The sequence below is a fragment of the Pseudomonas sp. genome, from assembly GCF_049645325.1.
GTDB lineage: Bacteria > Pseudomonadota > Gammaproteobacteria > Pseudomonadales > Pseudomonadaceae > Aquipseudomonas.
In genome coordinates this window covers 1-15,731 of the sequence record NZ_JBARTQ010000573.1, presented here as the reverse complement: position 1 = coordinate 15,731, position 15,731 = coordinate 1, and the positions used below count along the sequence as shown (strand labels likewise).

The window sequence follows — 15,731 nt, the reverse complement described above, 5'->3', positions numbered from 1 at the left end:
TCCCTATACCGTGGCACATGCTAATAACGGCTTTGTTAAATATAACGAGAATATATTTTCTTGGGCAGATCAAATTCGTCTTGCTGAGCATGCAAAGAGGCTGGCTGCGCGAGGATGCTTTGTTGCTGTAAGCAATGCAGATCATGTTTCAGTTGACGCCTTATATGGCGACTTTAATAAGATAATGATTGAACGATTTTCTGTGATGGCCGCATCTAGTGCGTTCAGACGAAAAATAACGGAATGTTTGTATTTTCTTGGGGGGGATTTCTCTTGATCGATAATATCGTGGCGGTAGATGAATTGCGAACTCTGGCCCGAGCTAGAAGCAAAGATTTTTCCCAAAAAAGTATTTCATCTAAAGCACTTGAAGCTGCTTTGGAGGATGGTTGGTTGATTCAGAGGAAAAGTAAAACCTCAGTACAGATTCGGCGAGCCAAAGCACATGATGAACGTTTAAGAGATAAGGTTTGGTCGCTACTATATAAAATGGATATGCTCTATATTACCGGGAGCCAAGTTGGTTCGGTAGAAGATGATGAAATATCTACAGTAAGTTCGCACGGGATGGTTTGCGCAATAGATCAGGAAATATCATTGTTTGTTAATATTATTTCCTTGGAGTCGTACTCAAAAAGTTCGATTTTGTATGAGCTTATGCAAGAAATGGTCTCTAATAGAGAGCGCTTCATAAAGGCAGTAAGTAAGAAGTGGCCTGTAGAGCAAAAAAGGAATACGGTGCTCGCTTTGTTTCTTAATAATGTTCTTGTTTCTGATGAGGATAAGGAAAAAGCCAAAACGCTAAATATTTCACTCTTCGATGAACAGGATTTAGATTATTATGAAAAACTCATCAGTCATATAGGTCCGGCTGCGAAATACCAGTTTTTTGCTGATATGTTGCCTGGTAAGTCTATACCGGGTTTGACCATTCGAGTGCCAGCAGTTAAGACCAAGATGGGTAAGCAGGTCTGCTATACATTTCCGATTTCACCTGAATATCTATTAAAAATTTCTTACGTTTCACATCGGTCGAAGGGGAAAGCCTCAGACGTGCATACATATCAGCGTATGCTAGCTAAAGGTAGGCTTGGAAAAATACGCGAATATATTTCGGAGCAAGGGATTTTTCCCACAAATATTGTTGTGAATATCGATAAAAAATATGCAAGTTTTGAGAGGGTCAAGCAAGAAACAGCTAAGGAGGAGAGTGATGCGAGTGGCGTGCTAGGTTGGTTAAGTTTGCGTCCTGCTTATAAGTCTGCTTGGATTATCGATGGCCAGCATAGGCTGTATGCTTATTCGGGACATGAATATGCGAAGACTGGACACTTGTCTGTTTTGGCATTTGAAGGTATATCACCTAGTTCTCAAGCCAAGCTATTTGTAGATATTAACGCTAAACAGAAAAGTGTAAAGCCATCCTTGTTGCAGGAGCTTTTTGCAGAGCTTCACTGGGACGCCGAATCTCCTAGTACACGAGTTCAAGCGGTAATTTCAAAGGCAATTCAGACACTAGGGGCTGATAAAGACTCTCCTTTTTTAGGGCGAATTCAGTCAGCAGACTCTACGAAAGACTCCATTCGTTGCATCTCGTTAGCTAGTCTTTACCGTGCTATAGATAAGCAAAATTTTTATATATATAAAGAAGAAAAAAACTTTGTTGTCGATCCAGGGCCGTTTTGGGCTGGCACTAATGAAAAAACTCTTTCTCGCTCGGTATCCATTATAAAGGTTTGGTTCGGAGGGATTAGACAGAATTCTACAGTATGGTGGGACTTGGGGGCTGCCGAAGGAGGAGGGCTTGCCATGAACGACAGTGTCACGGCCTGCTTAATGCTTTTAAAGAGTGTATTAAATCATATTGAATCATCTGGTAGAAAATTATCAAAGCTTGATGCTTCGGAAGTTAATAGTCTTGTAAGGCCGTACGCAGATGCTCTAGGGCATTATTTTGCATCTTTAAGTGCAGAGGAACGTAAGCTTTATCGGGACTTAAGGGGGATGCAAGGTCAGTCTGCAAGAAGCCGTAGGGGGCAGCAAGCACTAAAAAATGTCTTCCCTGAGTTCAGTCCTCCAGGGCTTGAAGATTATTTGAATCGTGAAAAAGAACAAACTAACTTACATGCAAAGCTAGTAATTGATAGGATTGAGGTTTTAATAAAAAATCTAGTTGTACAGGAGTTGTTTCAAGAGTTTGGTGAGGATTGGTGGAGTGAAGGTATACCTAAGGCAATGAGAGTTGCTATAAGCGCCCGGAGCGAAAATGATGATAATAAACGTGGTGTGAAAGAGGCATACTTTGATCTATTGGATTATAGAGTGATAGCGCAAAATAACTGGAGCGTATTTCAACCCTTATTGGGGCAGGGGAAAAAGAATGATAATAAAGACAAGCAGACTAAATGGCTAGTTGAAGTGAATGAGATGCGAAATGCTGTTGCGCATGCATCCTCTGGGATTTCCTTATCTGTTGAAAAACTCAGTGCACTCAAACAACACGAGGCGTGGCTGAAATCAAAAATAAAAAGTGATGGTAGTAATGAGGAAGAGGAAGCTCTTGCGTATGAGGAGGACTAAAGAGTTGTAGTTTTTATCGGATAATATAAGCAGGAGGGCGATGTACCCTCCTGCTTTAAATATCAATCCCAGCTAAGCGCCCCACCCGTCTGATACTCAATAACCCGAGTCTCAAAAAAATTCTTCTCTTTCTTCAAGTCCATGATCTCGCTCATCCACGGGAACGGGTTGGTGGTACCTGGGTATTCTTCTTTCAACCCAATCTGCGACAAACGACGGTTCGCGATGAACTTGAGGTAGTCCTCCATCATCGCCGCATTCATCCCCAACACCCCACGCGGCATGGTATCGCGCGCATATTCGATCTCCAGCTGCGTCCCTTGCAGGATCATCTGGGTCGCTTCTTCCTTCATCTCGGCGTCCCACAAGTGTGGGTTTTCGATTTTGATCTGGTTGATTACATCAATACCGAAGTTCAGGTGCATCGACTCATCGCGCAGGATGTACTGGAACTGCTCGGCCACGCCGGTCATTTTGTTGCGACGGCCCATGGACAGGATCTGGGTGAAGCCGCAGTAGAAGAAGATGCCTTCCAGGACGCAGTAGTAGGCGACGAGGTTGCGCAGCAGCTCTTTGTCGGTGTCGACGGTGCCGGTTTCGAACTTCGGATCGGAGATCGAACGGGTGTATTTCAGGCCCCAGGCAGCCTTTTTGGCGACCGATGGGATCTCGTGGTACATGTTGAAGATCTCGCCTTCATCCATGGCCAGCGATTCGATGCAGTACTGGTAAGCGTGGGTGTGGATCGCTTCTTCGAAGGCCTGGCGCAGGATGTACTGGCGGCACTCCGGGTTGGTGATCAGGCGGTACACGGCCAGCACCAGGTTGTTGGCAACCAGCGAGTCGGCGGTGGAGAAGAAGCCGAGGTTGCGCATGACGATGCGGCGTTCGTCGTCGGTCAGGCCTTCGGGGTTTTTCCACAGGGCGATGTCGGCGGTCATGTTGACCTCTTGCGGCATCCAGTGGTTGGCGCAGCCGTCGAGGTATTTCTGCCAGGCCCAGTCGTATTTGAAGGGCACGAGTTGGTTGAGGTCGGCGCGGCAGTTGATCATGCGCTTTTCGTCAACGGCGACGCGGGCGGCGGAGCCTTCGAGCTCGGCGAGGCCTTCGGCGACGTCGAGGCTGTCGAGGGCGGCTTTAGCGCGCTTGATGGCGGCGGAGTCATTGGCGGTGACGGCGCGGGCTTCGATGGCGGCGGCGGCGCCGGCACCGTCGAGGCGGTCCATGTTGGCTTCGGTGGCGTGGCCGGCGTTGGCGCCTTTGGCAACTACTTCGCCGTCTTCTTCTTTGTCGAATTCGTCCCAGCTCAGCATGACGTGTCGTCTCCTGCGTGAGGGCTCAAAGGTGCCCGTGTGAAACCGGATGGTTGGGTGTTCACACGGCCCTAGGGCCGCGGTGGATCTTAAGGAATCGTTTGTTGCAACAGCTAGCGCAGGCATTAAACGGAATAGGGTAACGGGTGCGCTGCGTGAGGCTTGAGGTGCGGAGCGACAGGTGCATGCTCCGGCGGAGGCCTCAGGTCTGGCTCTTCATCCCAGTGTAAAGGGATATTGCAGGCCCGATTTACCCGCGCATTATAGGGAAAAATTCGGGTTTGTGTTGCGGCGGATGGCCTCAGCGGTCGGCCAAAATGCATGGGGTTACGGCCAGAGTATTGGTTTGTAAGGGTTTGCTGCTTCAGGATTTTTTTAGCGCAGGGGACTGGCTTCCAATCATCGGAAAGTTGCAATGTCTTTAAAGGCGGGAGCTGGCTTGTCTGCGATGGCTTCAGACCAGCAACGTGGGGGCTGGCTGAACCGCCGCTATCGCAGACAAGCCAGCTCCCGCAGTGGTTTTTCTTTGTTTGTTGGACCTTTGTTAGTCCTTGGCCTACTGGGCCGCGGCTTTAATGCTGGCAAACATCTGTTTGCCTGCCTTGACCGGGTCCGCGTCTTTATTACTCATAAAGTTACTTACCACATCAAACACCGCCCCTTGCACTGCCTGGGATGTCGACATGTTGAACGCCATGCTCGGCGCCAGCGTGCCGGCCTTCTCGGCGTCGGCAAAGTCTTTGGCGGAGGCTTGTGCGCAGCTGTCGAACCGGCCCATGTCCAGGCCCTTTATTACGGGGATGGAGCCTTTGCTTTGATTGAAAACAGATTGAAACTGCGGCTCAAGGGCGATTTTGGCCAGGTCGTCGCGGGCGGCATTATTGCCGGGCGTATCGTTTTTGCTTGAGAGCTTGAACATCGCCAGTGAGTCGATGGTGTAGCTGTAAATGCCTTGTGAACCGGGGAAGGGCACGCATTCATAGTCGATACCGGCTTTTTTGCCTGCTGCGGTCCATTCGCTTTTGGCCCAGTCGCCCATGAGCTGCATGCCGGCTTGGCCGTTGATGACCTTGGCCGTTTCCATGTTCCAGTCCTGGCCGGCCCCGTTGGGGTCCATATAAGTCTTCAGTTTGCGCAGGGCGACAAAAACTTCGGTCATTTTTGCGCCGGTGAAGGTGGCTTCATCGTTGTCGATAAAGGCTTTTTTGAAGCCGTCGGCACCGAGGATACTCAACACCAACCCTTCGAATACCGTGGTGTCCTGCCAGGGTTGGCCGCCGTGGGCGATGGCGATAAAACCGGCGGCCTTGAGTTTGTCGCCGGCGGCGTAGAGTTCGTCCAGGGTGGTCGGCGCATGGGCAACCCCGGCTTTGCGCAGCACCTCGGGGTTGGTCCATAACCAGTTGATACGGTGGATGTTGAGCGGTACGGCCACATAGTGGCCGTCGTACTTCATCAGCTCGGCGATGCTCGGCGGCAGCAGGTTGTTCCACTGGTTGGCCTGGGCGACGCTATCGATGCTGGTCAGCAGGCCGAGTTTGCCCCACTCCTGAATATCTGGCGCTTTGATCTGCGCGGCTGAAGGCGGGTTGCCGGAGACGGCGCGGGTCTTGAGTACGGTCATGGCGGCGGCCCCACCGCCACCGGCGACGGCACTGTTTTGCCAGGTGAAGCCGTCTTTCTCGATCAGTTGCTTGAGCACGTCCACCGATTTGGCTTCGCCACCGGAGGTCCAATAGTGGACGACTTCAACGGTGCCTTTGCTGTCAGCTGCATGGGCGCTGAACGCAAAGAGAGTAGCGAGGGAGATGGCAACGGCAAGGCGATTGGTGATGTTCATTGGGGTGACCTTTTTGTTGTTATGGGGATATGCGTTTATTCCAGTCCCAAGCCTTTGCGGCCCAGGGCGTTCAGTTGCGAGGTCGTGAAGCGGTCTTTCCAATGTTGCTCATAGTCTTCGCGCGGGAAGTCATCCGGCGACACGCCTTGTTCGAACGCACTCAGCACAGCCTTGGCGTAGCGTCTATTTTTTGCGCACATGGGCGCGGCGGGCACGTACATCACGTTGCCCCAGCCTTGCTGGTTTTCGACGGGCGCGACGCTGTGGATCACGTCGCAGTGCCACCACACTGAATCGCCAGCTTGCACGTTCGGAATCGGCGTCATGCCTTGCACCAGCAACGGGTGCCACTGTTCCAGAATCGGCAGCACCTTGCCCGGCGCAACGCCGCACAGCTCATCCTCGGGCACGTCATCCAGCAGCGGGCGCAGCAGCATGTAGGCCATGGCTTTGGGGATCGGCAGCGTGTGCAGCACGCCTTGGTCGGCGCGCATGTCGCACAGCGCGGTCCAGCCCTGGAAGGTACGAAAGGCTGAGCACTTGGTGCCTTCGTAGGCATATTCGTCAACCTCGGTACGATGTGCGGCGTCCCACGGGTCATACGCTTTGAAATCGTTGCTGTAGAGCTTGTCGAACACCTTCAGGTAGGCGGGATGCAGCCAGCGTTCCAGCGCCCCGGAATCGGTGTGCGGGCCCAGCCCTTTAGAGGTAGTGCCGGGTGGGCGGCGCCTTACGCGGTCCGGGTACAGCGCGTTGGTGTCCGGGTCGAACCATTGTTGGCCTTGGGAGTGAGTGGTCCATAGGCGGTTGAGGAAGGATTGCGCAGCGCCCATGCGCGGGTGCTGGCGCACTTGCATTTGGGCGTCGGACCAATAGATCGGGAAGATTTCCGGGCGTGACGCCTCGAGATTGCCGAAAAAGTTGTCGGCAGGGCCGCGATACACCGTGTCGAATTGGTTGCTGTCGAGGTAGTCCAACAGGCTCTTGTCCCAACCCAGCACTTGCTCGCGGGGGAAGTGGTTGCGGATCACCAGGCAACCGCGGCGCTTGATCAGTGCGCGTTGCTCTTCAGTGACTTGGCCGTTGGCAATGGTTTCAAACTCAAGTTCGGGCCAGGCGGAGCCCGTGAGTGCCTGCTGGGCGTTGATCGAGACGATTTCAGCGGCAATAAATTCGCTGACTTCGGCAAACAAGGCGTTCACATCGCCGATCTGCGCGCGCAGGGCTTTTTTCATGTTAACGATGCTGCGCTTGTAGTCGTGCGGCAGCTCGGCGCTTTCGAAGACGTGGTAGTTGCTCATGGGGTGACCTGTATTGTTGTTATGCATACAGGTATGGAATCACCCCGGCCGGGCAGGGCGGCAGTCTCATTAGGCGCGTTGAGTAATACGATTATGGCGTTTATTGCAGTGTGTTTAGAGATATCAGGTTGGTGGTTGGAAGTGATGCCCATGCCGAGCGCGAAATTGCGAAGGCGTGATGCCCTTTTGTGCCTTGAACTGGCGATTGAACAGTGCCTGGGATGAGTAGCCGACGTGCTCGGCAATCGCGCTGACCGCCAGATTACCCTGCATCAGCAGGGCGCAGGCGTGTCCGATACGTAGACGCACGATGTAGTCCAGCGCCGTGCAGCGCGTATGTTTACGGAACATACGATGGAAGGCCGAAACGCTGACGCAGGCCATTTGCGCTAACTCGGGAATACCCACAGGTTGTGCATAGTGACCATGCAGGTGGTCCAGGACACGGCGAATGCGCGCATCTTCAATCACCTGAGGGGCTGCCTTTTCTGCGGCGATTGGTTGCGCTGCGATGTCTTTCGAGAGCCGGTTAAGCACGGTCAGCAGCGAGATCAGCCGCTGGGCAGCGTCCTGCTCGACCATACTTTCAATCACCGGGCGCAACGCCTTAGAGGTGGCGTTGCTGAAACTCAAGGCGTGTTGCGCGGCAGCCAATAACGCGCGAGTCGAGTCCATTTCTGGAAATAACTGAACCAGCGACTCCGCCCAGGCTTCCGAAAACCAGATGACTAACGCCACGTGCGGTTTGGCTGGGTCGATACGCTCGGCAGAAGACCAGCTGTGAGGTACGTTCGGGCCTACCAGCACCAGGTCGCCATCGTCGTAGAGCGCCACATCATTGCTGATATAGCGATGCCCTCGACTGTTGAAGGTCAGGGTCAGCTCATACTCGGGGTGGTGATGCCACTCAAACGGGATCGCCTCCGGCAGACGCCTGTTCAACAGGGTCCAGGAGGTTGTGGCCTCGGTGGGAATCTTCTCGAAACTGGCTCGCATGAACGCATCCTGCCGTGCAGGGAAGGTGACGGCGCCACGATCGTAGCATTCGAATCGGGAAGGGAGGAGGAGGGCTCATTGCCGCAAGAACGATTTCTTGCGGCGAATAAGAAACTCACTGGGTAAGTTATTACCCGTTAGAGCAACCATTGCCCATCACTTGATACTTGAGAATATGGCGTTGGCCTTGCGAATCTTCATATTCCATTTGCACCGGTACAACTTCGCATACTTCCGGAACATTGCTCATGGAGAGTACTTTGGCGACATCCAGGTGGGTGCTGTAAGTGTAGTCTTCTACTATCGGGGTATTCTGGCCGGCCAGCTCGGTCGGGGCCTCGTCGGCCAGGGCGGCGGTGGCGCACAGGCTGCTGAGGGCCATAACTACTAGAGCTTTCATTTCTTTACTTACCTTCTTCAGGGCGAAAGGGGTCACGGGGCCCTTATGAGGCCACGTGTGTAACTTAAGAGTTGGGAAGTTCGGATTAACGTTGCCTTCGTGGGGGCTGTTACGTTGTTAATCACAGTGCCTGTTGGCGGAGTTGATTTTAGGCCCACGGGTTATATTCATATACCCGTGCTTTTGATAAACACTATTGGCGGTTTTTGTAACAATCCCGCGGTAAAGGTTTTTTCATCAAGGCGCAAAGCGCCACGGGCCGCGGGCCAGAGCGTCAAATCGGAATAGCAGGGCAATTTGTAGGGGCTTGTTACTACCATCGTCGAATGGTTCTATGGGGCGCCCCCGGCTACAACAGGGCATACAAAAACAACTATGTCACCGAGGTAAGAAAGATGAGTGCGGCTTCCCTGTACCCCGTTCGCCCCGAAGTAGCAGCCAACACGCTGACCGACGAGGCGACCTACAAGGCCATGTACCAGCAGTCGGTGGTCAACCCCGATGGCTTCTGGCGCGAGCAAGCCAAGCGCCTTGACTGGGTCAAGCCTTTCACCGCGGTGAAGCAGACCTCTTTCGACGACCACCATGTCGACATCAAATGGTTCGCCGACGGCACCCTGAACGTGTCCTACAACTGCCTGGACCGTCACCTCGCCGAGCGTGGCGACCACGCGGCGATCATCTGGGAAGGCGATGACCCTTCCGAAAGCCGCACCATCACCTACCGCGAGCTGCATGAAGAAGTCTGCAAGTTCGCCAACGCCCTGCGCGGCCAGGATGTGCACCGCGGCGACGTGGTGACTATCTATATGCCGATGATCCCCGAGGCCGTGGTCGCCATGTTGGCGTGTACCCGCATCGGTGCGATTCACTCCGTGGTGTTTGGCGGTTTTTCGCCAGAGGCCCTGGCCGGTCGCATCATCGACTGTAAGTCGAAGGTGGTGATCACCGCCGACGAAGGCATCCGTGCCGGTAAGAAAATTCCGCTGAAGGCCAACGTCGACGACGCGCTGACCAACCCGGAAACCAGCAGCATCCAGAAGGTGATCGTGTGTAAACGCACCAATGGCGCGATCAAGTGGAACCAGCATCGCGATATCTGGTACGAAGACCTGATGAAAGTGGCGGGCACCGTGTGTGCGCCCAAAGAGATGGGCGCTGAAGAGGCGCTGTTCATCCTTTACACCTCCGGCTCCACGGGCAAGCCGAAGGGCGTGCAGCACACCACCGGCGGCTATCTGCTGTATGCAGCGCTGACCCACGAGCGCGTGTTCGACTACCGCCCGGGCGAAGTCTACTGGTGCACCGCCGACGTCGGCTGGGTCACTGGCCACACCTATATTGTGTACGGCCCGCTGGCGAATGGCGCGACCACGCTGCTGTTCGAAGGCGTGCCGAACTACCCGGACATCACGCGGGTCGGCAAGATCGTCGACAAGCACAAGGTCAATATCCTCTACACCGCGCCCACCGCGATCCGCGCGATGATGGCTTCCGGCACTGCCGCCTGCGAAGGCGTGGATGGCAGCAGCCTGCGCCTGCTCGGGTCGGTGGGTGAGCCGATTAACCCGGAAGCGTGGGACTGGTACTACAAAAACGTCGGCCAATCCCGTTGCCCGATCGTCGATACGTGGTGGCAGACCGAAACCGGCGCCACCCTGATGAGCCCGCTGCCGGGCGCTCACGCGCTCAAGCCGGGTTCAGCCGCACGCCCATTCTTTGGCGTGGTGCCGGCACTCGTGGACAACCTCGGTAACATCATCGAAGGCGCCGCCGAAGGCAACCTGGTGATCCTCGATTCGTGGCCAGGCCAGGCACGTACGCTGTACGGCGACCATGACCGTTTCGTCGACACTTACTTCAAGACCTTCCGTGGCATGTACTTCACCGGTGACGGCGCGCGTCGCGATGAAGACGGCTACTGGTGGATCACCGGGCGTGTGGATGACGTGTTGAACGTGTCCGGCCACCGCATGGGCACCGCCGAGATCGAAAGCGCGATGGTTGCGCACCCGAAAGTCGCCGAAGCGGCGGTGGTGGGTGTGCCGCATGACATCAAGGGGCAGGGCATCTACGTGTATGTCACGCTCAAAAATGGCGAAGAGCCAAACGAAGCGCTGCGCCTGGAGTTGAAGAATTGGGTGCGCAAGGAAATCGGGCCGATTGCTTCGCCGGACGTGATCCAGTGGGCGCCGGGCTTGCCGAAAACGCGCTCGGGGAAAATCATGCGGCGCATCCTGCGCAAGATTGCCACGGCTGAATATGACGGGCTGGGCGATATCTCCACCCTGGCAGACCCGGGGGTGGTGGCGCATTTGATCGAGACGCACAAGACCATGAACGTCGCGTAAGGCGATCGGGTTAACAGAGCCCCATTCGGCGCAGGCCGGGTGGGGCTTTTTTGTGGGCGCAGGGCTCGATGTCACTGGCGAAACCGGGTCTATGTGGGAGCTGGCTTGCCTGCGATGAGGGTGTGTCAGGCGAAGGTGGGCTGGCTGATAGGCCGCTATCCCAGGCAAGCCAGCTCCCACAGTTGGCCTGTATTTCAACCAGAAGGCGGTGGTGGTCTGACAGGCCTGCATAACCACCAAGCCAATAAATATCGGTTTCTCTGGTAGGACATTTCTAAATGTTACCGTCACCCCTAAATGTGTAACCCGGCGCTCAAACATGAGGCAATGTGCTACGGCAATGCCCCGAAAAACCGCGTTTTAGACGCCCCCGGAAATAAGATTAAACGCCAGACTTGCCGTGCTAGAAGGGTTTGCGAATAATAGGCCCGCAATTTGCAGCATCAACAGGTTTAATATCTTTTGTCTCTGCATAAAATTCAGGGGCTGTCAATGTGCTGGAACCGCTTTCTCAGTGCTTCTGTAAATTGTTGTCGCATTGAGGAAATATCGGCTTCCGGCCTGTCGTTAGAATGCCGATCACTCGCTCGTCGTCGCAGGTGTCTATCTGCGTAGGACGCAGCACCGCTATTCGGTTTCACTTAAGTCGCACCGTGGGCCACGGCTCATACTGCTTTTTGCCCTATACCGATGGAGTCCCAAGATGAAGAAACTCGTGCTGTTGGGCGCCCTGGCGCTGTCCGTGCTGTCCATGCAGGCTTTCGCTGATGAAAAGCCCCTGAAGATTGGTATTGAAGCGGCTTACCCTCCGTTTGCCTCGAAGGCTCCGGATGGCAGCATCGTGGGTTTTGACTACGACATCGGCAACGCCCTGTGCGCAGAGATGAAGGTCAAGTGCGTGTGGGTCGAGCAAGAATTCGACGGCCTGATCCCGGCACTGAAAGTGCGCAAGATCGACGCGATCCTGTCGTCCATGTCCATCACCGAAGACCGCAAGAAGTCCGTGGACTTCACCACCCGCTACTACCTGACCCCAGCGCGCCTGGTGATGAAGGAAGGCACCACCGTCAGCGACAGCCTGGATGAACTCAAAGGCAAGAAGATCGGTGTGCAGCGCGGTTCGATCCACGACCGCTTCGCCAAGGAAGTTTTGGCCCCTAAAGGCGCCACGGTTGTTCCTTACAGCTCGCAGAACGAAATCTACCAGGACGTGGAAGCCGGTCGCCTTGACGGCACCGTGGCTGACGCCACCCTGCTGCAAGACGGCTTCCTGAAAACCCCAGCCGGCAAAGGCTACGCGTTTGTGGGCCCACAGTTCACCGACGTCAAATACTTCGGCGACGGCGTAGGCATTGCCGTGCGTAAAGGCGACAAAGCCGACCTGGACAAGATCAACGCGGCCATCGCAGCGATCCGTGCCAACGGCGAATACAAGAAAATCCAGGACAAATACTTCGACTTCGATATTTACGGCGCTGACCCTAAGTAACGCATCGCAGCTGACTGTCCCAAATGGCGCAAGCAACAGAATTCCTGAGGTTTGCGCCATTTTTTCATCCCCCTTTTCGAGGACCTGAATCATGTTGAAAGGCTACGGGGCCGTCATCCTCGATGGCGCATGGTTGACGCTTCAGCTCGCCTTGTCGTCCATGGCCTTGGCCATTGTTCTGGGTCTGATCGGGGTCGCGTTGCGCCTGTCGCCGGTGCGCTGGTTGGCCTGGCTGGGTGACTTGTACTCCACGGTGATCCGCGGGATCCCCGACCTGGTGCTGATTCTGCTGATTTTCTACGGCGGTCAGGACTTGTTAAACCGCGTCGCGCCGATGCTTGGCTATGACGACTATATCGACTTGAACCCCTTGGCCGCCGGTATCGGCACCCTGGGTTTCATCTTTGGCGCCTACCTCTCGGAAACGTTTCGTGGCGCCTTCATGGCCATTCCCAAGGGCCAGGCCGAAGCCGGCCTTGCGTATGGCATGAGCCCTTTCCAGGTGTTTTTCCGGGTGATGGTGCCGCAGATGATTCGGCTGGCGATCCCCGGGTTTACCAACAACTGGCTGGTACTGACCAAGGCCACCGCGCTGATTTCGGTGGTGGGCCTGCAAGACATGATGTTCAAGGCCAAGCAGGCGGCAGATGCCACCCGCGAGCCTTTTACCTTCTTCCTCGCAGTGGCGGCGATGTACCTGGTGATCACCAGCGTGTCGTTGTTGGCCCTGCGCTATCTTGAGAAGCGCTACTCGGTAGGCGTAAGGGCGGCTGATCTATGATCTTCGACTACAACGTCATCTGGGATGCCATGCCGCTGTACCTCGGCGGCTTGCTGACCACCTTGAAACTGCTCGCCATTTCGCTGTTCTTCGGCCTGCTCGCCGCCTTGCCCCTGGGCTTGATGCGCGTGTCCAAGCAGCCGGTCGTGAATGGCGCGGCGTGGCTGTTCACCTATGTGATTCGCGGCACGCCGATGCTGGTGCAGCTGTTTTTGATCTACTACGGGTTGGCGCAGTTCGAGGCCGTACGCGAAAGCTTCCTGTGGCCGCTGCTGTCCAGCGCCACGTTCTGCGCGTGCCTGGCCTTTGCGATCAACACCAGCGCCTACACCGCTGAAATCATCGCCGGCAGCCTCAAGGCCACGCCCAATGGCGAGATCGAAGCGGCCAAGGCCATGGGCATGTCGCGTTACAAGCTGTACCGCCGCATTCTGCTGCCGTCGGCCCTGCGCCGAGCGCTGCCGCAGTACAGCAACGAAGTGATCATGATGCTGCAGACCACCAGCCTGGCCTCCATCGTCACGCTGATCGACATCACCGGTGCCGCGCGCACGGTGAACGCCCAGTTCTACCTGCCGTTTGAAGCCTATATCACCGCCGGCGCATTTTACCTGTGCCTGACTTTCATCCTGGTGCGCTTGTTCAAGTTGGCCGAAGGCCGCTGGCTGAGCTACCTAGCTCCACGGAAGCATTGATATGGAACGTATCGATCACCTGTTGCCCTGGGGTCACCTGGGGTGCGAGCGCCAACTGAGCGTGTTCCGTTTCGGCACCGGCGAGCGCAAGGCCTATATCCAGGCCAGCCTGCACGCCGATGAATTGCCGGGGATGCGCGCCGCCTGGGAGCTGAAAAAGCGCCTCACCGAGCTGGAGCAGCAAGGCGCCCTCAATGGCGTGATCGAGCTGGTGCCGGTGGCCAACCCGATGGGCTTGGGCCAACTGCTGCAAGGCAACCACCAGGGCCGTTTCGAGATTGGCAGCGGCAAGAATTTCAACCGCGATTTCGTCGAGTTGAGCGCGCCGGTCGCCGAGTTGCTGCAAGGCAAGCTGGGCGATGATGCCCACGCCAACGTGCGCATGATCCGCCAGGCGATGACCGCTGTACTCGACGCATTGCCGGCGCCGAGCAGCCAGTTGCAAGGCATGCAACGTGTGCTGTTGAGCCACGCCTGCACCGCCGACGTGGTCCTCGACCTGCATTGCGACGCTGAAGCCGCGCTGCACATGTACGCGCTGCCGCAGCACTGGCCGCAGTGGCGTTCGCTGTCGGCGCACTTGAACGTGAAAGTCGGTTTGCTGGCGGAAGATTCCGGCGGCAGCTCGTTTGATGAGGCCTGTTCGCTGCCGTGGCTGCGTTTGTCCCAGGCCTTCCCGGAGGCGCAGGTACCGCTGGCGTGCCTGGCGACTACGCTGGAGCTGGGCGGCCAAGCGGACACTGGCCGTGATGATGCGATTTTCCACGCCGAGGGCATTCTCGCGTTCCTCGCCGAGCAAGGCCTGATCAAAGGCGAATGGCCTGCGCCGCAGCACGAACCCTGTGAAGGCTTGCCTTTTGAAGGCACCGAATTGCTGTTTGCGCCCCACGCCGGTGTGATCAGTTACCTGCGTAAGGCCGGTGACCGGGTTGAGTCGGGCGAGCCGATTTTTGAAGTGATTGATCCCTTGACCGACCGCGTCAGCATTGTGTGTGCGGGCACGTCCGGGGTGTTGTTTGCCGTTGAACGGCTACGTTATGCCCAAGCGGGTTTCTGGCTGGCCAAGGTGGCGGGGCGCGAAGCGCTGCGTCACGGGCGCTTGCTCAACGACTGACCACCTGTTTTTGTGAGAACCGACCGCATGTACAAACTTGAAGTCCAAGACCTGCATAAACGCTATGGCAGTCATGAAGTGCTCAAAGGTGTGTCCCTGGCCGCCGCGGCCGGTGATGTGATCAGCATCATCGGTTCCAGTGGTTCGGGCAAAAGTACCTTTTTGCGCTGCATCAACCTGCTGGAGCAACCCCATGCCGGCAAGATTCTGCTCAACAACGAAGAGCTGAAACTGGTCGCCAACAAGGACGGCGCCATGAAGGCCGCCGACCCCAAGCAACTGCAGCGCATGCGCTCGCGCTTGTCGATGGTGTTCCAGCATTTCAACCTGTGGTCGCACATGACCGCGCTGGAAAACGTGATGGAAGCGCCGGTGCACGTGCTGGGCATGTCGAAAAAAGACGCGCGTGAAAAGGCTGAGCACTACCTGGCCAAGGTGGGCGTGGCCCACCGTAAGGATGCGTTCCCCGGCCACATGTCTGGCGGCGAGCAACAGCGCGTGGCCATCGCGCGTGCCCTGGCGATGGAGCCTGAGGTGATGCTGTTCGACGAACCGACCTCGGCACTCGACCCGGAGCTGGTCGGCGAAGTGCTCAAGGTGATGCAGGACCTGGCCCAGGAAGGCCGCACCATGGTGGTGGTGACCCACGAAATGGGCTTTGCCCGTGAAGTCTCCAACCAGCTGGTGTTTTTGCACAAAGGCATTGTTGAAGAACGCGGCAACCCGCGTGAAGTGCTGGTGAACCCGCAGTCCGAGCGTTTGCAGCAGTTCCTGTCGGGCAGCTTGAAATAATCAAGACTGCTTTTGTGCACTGAGTTAGTGCATGCTTCACAGTCTTAAGGTGGGTCGCAATTCAGTGTGGGAGCTGGCT

The 15,731-nt window shown here is 55.9% G+C and carries 12 protein-coding genes and 1 pseudogene; 8 read left to right on the top strand and 5 right to left on the bottom strand.

Annotation, left to right across the window (positions count from 1 at the left end):
- Nucleotides 1-277, top strand: a pseudogene (locus tag WBB95_RS24080) (DNA methyltransferase); the annotation flags it as partial.
- Complete coding sequence (locus tag WBB95_RS24075) at nt 274-2,580, top strand: DGQHR domain-containing protein (protein ID WP_424489832.1); 2,307 nt, start codon at nt 274-276, stop codon at nt 2,578-2,580. The pseudogene WBB95_RS24080 and the gene WBB95_RS24075, both read left to right, overlap by 4 nt.
- Nucleotides 2,581-2,642: 62 nt before the next feature.
- Here WBB95_RS24075 and WBB95_RS24070 read toward each other — a convergent pair whose 3' ends face one another.
- The 5 genes from WBB95_RS24070 to WBB95_RS24050 form a co-directional block, all read right to left on the bottom strand.
- The gene (locus WBB95_RS24070) at nt 2,643-3,893 is read right to left on the bottom strand and encodes a ribonucleotide-diphosphate reductase subunit beta (RefSeq protein ID WP_424489831.1); all 1,251 of its coding nucleotides are present in this window, start codon (nt 3,891-3,893) and stop codon (nt 2,643-2,645) included.
- A gap of 556 nt (nt 3,894-4,449) precedes the next feature.
- Nucleotides 4,450-5,733 carry an ABC transporter substrate-binding protein gene (locus WBB95_RS24065; RefSeq protein ID WP_424489830.1) on the bottom strand — a complete coding sequence of 428 codons (1,284 nt, stop codon included), beginning with the start codon at nt 5,731-5,733 and terminating at the stop codon, nt 4,450-4,452.
- Between the two features lie 35 nt (nt 5,734-5,768).
- A complete protein-coding gene (locus tag WBB95_RS24060) occupies nt 5,769-7,034 on the bottom strand; it encodes a DUF1479 domain-containing protein (RefSeq protein WP_424489829.1) in 1,266 nt (421 codons plus the stop codon).
- Nucleotides 7,035-7,157: 123 nt separating this feature from the next.
- Nucleotides 7,158-8,030, bottom strand: a complete 873-nt coding sequence (locus WBB95_RS24055; RefSeq protein WP_424489828.1) for a helix-turn-helix domain-containing protein — start codon at nt 8,028-8,030, stop codon at nt 7,158-7,160.
- Between the two features lie 130 nt (nt 8,031-8,160).
- Nucleotides 8,161-8,430, bottom strand: a complete 270-nt coding sequence (locus WBB95_RS24050) for a DUF2790 domain-containing protein (RefSeq protein ID WP_424489833.1) — start codon at nt 8,428-8,430, stop codon at nt 8,161-8,163.
- A 395-nt stretch (nt 8,431-8,825) separates the two neighbouring features.
- On the opposite strand from WBB95_RS24050, the gene acs reads away from it, so the two are divergent.
- The 6 genes from acs (at nt 8,826) to WBB95_RS24020 (ending at nt 15,652) form a co-directional block, all read left to right on the top strand.
- Nucleotides 8,826-10,781 carry an acetate--CoA ligase gene (gene acs / locus WBB95_RS24045; protein ID WP_424489827.1) on the top strand — a complete coding sequence of 652 codons (1,956 nt, stop codon included), beginning with the start codon at nt 8,826-8,828 and terminating at the stop codon, nt 10,779-10,781.
- Between the two features lie 703 nt (nt 10,782-11,484).
- On the top strand, nt 11,485-12,270 hold the full coding sequence (locus WBB95_RS24040; RefSeq protein WP_424489826.1) for an ABC transporter substrate-binding protein: 786 nt from the start codon (nt 11,485-11,487) through the stop codon (nt 12,268-12,270).
- A gap of 91 nt (nt 12,271-12,361) precedes the next feature.
- Nucleotides 12,362-13,051: an ABC transporter permease gene (locus tag WBB95_RS24035; RefSeq protein WP_424083827.1), complete on the top strand. Its 690-nt coding sequence runs from the start codon at nt 12,362-12,364 to the stop codon at nt 13,049-13,051.
- Complete coding sequence (locus WBB95_RS24030; RefSeq protein ID WP_424489825.1) at nt 13,048-13,746, top strand: ABC transporter permease; 699 nt, start codon at nt 13,048-13,050, stop codon at nt 13,744-13,746. The genes WBB95_RS24035 and WBB95_RS24030 overlap by 4 nt, the downstream gene beginning before the upstream one ends.
- 1 nt (nt 13,747) lies before the next feature.
- Entirely contained in the window at nt 13,748-14,860 is a 1,113-nt protein-coding gene (locus WBB95_RS24025; RefSeq protein ID WP_424489824.1) for a succinylglutamate desuccinylase/aspartoacylase family protein, read from the top strand.
- 27 nt (nt 14,861-14,887) lie between these two features.
- Complete coding sequence (locus tag WBB95_RS24020; RefSeq protein WP_088426873.1) at nt 14,888-15,652, top strand: ABC transporter ATP-binding protein; 765 nt, start codon at nt 14,888-14,890, stop codon at nt 15,650-15,652.
- Nucleotides 15,653-15,731 lie beyond the last annotated feature (79 nt).

What these genes read in the sequence shown, in the direction of transcription:
- WBB95_RS24030 (WP_424489825.1), top strand. Translation starts at nt 13,048, where the DNA reads ATGATCTTCGACTACAACGTCATCTGGGATGCCATGCCGCTGTACCTC.
- WBB95_RS24025 (WP_424489824.1), top strand. Translation starts at nt 13,748, where the DNA reads ATGGAACGTATCGATCACCTGTTGCCCTGGGGTCACCTGGGGTGCGAG.
- WBB95_RS24040 (WP_424489826.1), top strand. Translation starts at nt 11,485, where the DNA reads ATGAAGAAACTCGTGCTGTTGGGCGCCCTGGCGCTGTCCGTGCTGTCC.
- WBB95_RS24035 (WP_424083827.1), top strand. Translation starts at nt 12,362, where the DNA reads ATGTTGAAAGGCTACGGGGCCGTCATCCTCGATGGCGCATGGTTGACG.
- WBB95_RS24055 (WP_424489828.1), bottom strand. Translation starts at nt 8,030, where the DNA reads ATGCGAGCCAGTTTCGAGAAGATTCCCACCGAGGCCACAACCTCCTGG.
- WBB95_RS24050 (WP_424489833.1), bottom strand. Translation starts at nt 8,430, where the DNA reads ATGAAAGCTCTAGTAGTTATGGCCCTCAGCAGCCTGTGCGCCACCGCC.
- WBB95_RS24060 (WP_424489829.1), bottom strand. Translation starts at nt 7,034, where the DNA reads ATGAGCAACTACCACGTCTTCGAAAGCGCCGAGCTGCCGCACGACTAC.
- acs (WP_424489827.1), top strand. Translation starts at nt 8,826, where the DNA reads ATGAGTGCGGCTTCCCTGTACCCCGTTCGCCCCGAAGTAGCAGCCAAC.
- WBB95_RS24065 (WP_424489830.1), bottom strand. Translation starts at nt 5,733, where the DNA reads ATGAACATCACCAATCGCCTTGCCGTTGCCATCTCCCTCGCTACTCTC.
- WBB95_RS24070 (WP_424489831.1), bottom strand. Translation starts at nt 3,893, where the DNA reads ATGCTGAGCTGGGACGAATTCGACAAAGAAGAAGACGGCGAAGTAGTT.
- WBB95_RS24020 (WP_088426873.1), top strand. Translation starts at nt 14,888, where the DNA reads ATGTACAAACTTGAAGTCCAAGACCTGCATAAACGCTATGGCAGTCAT.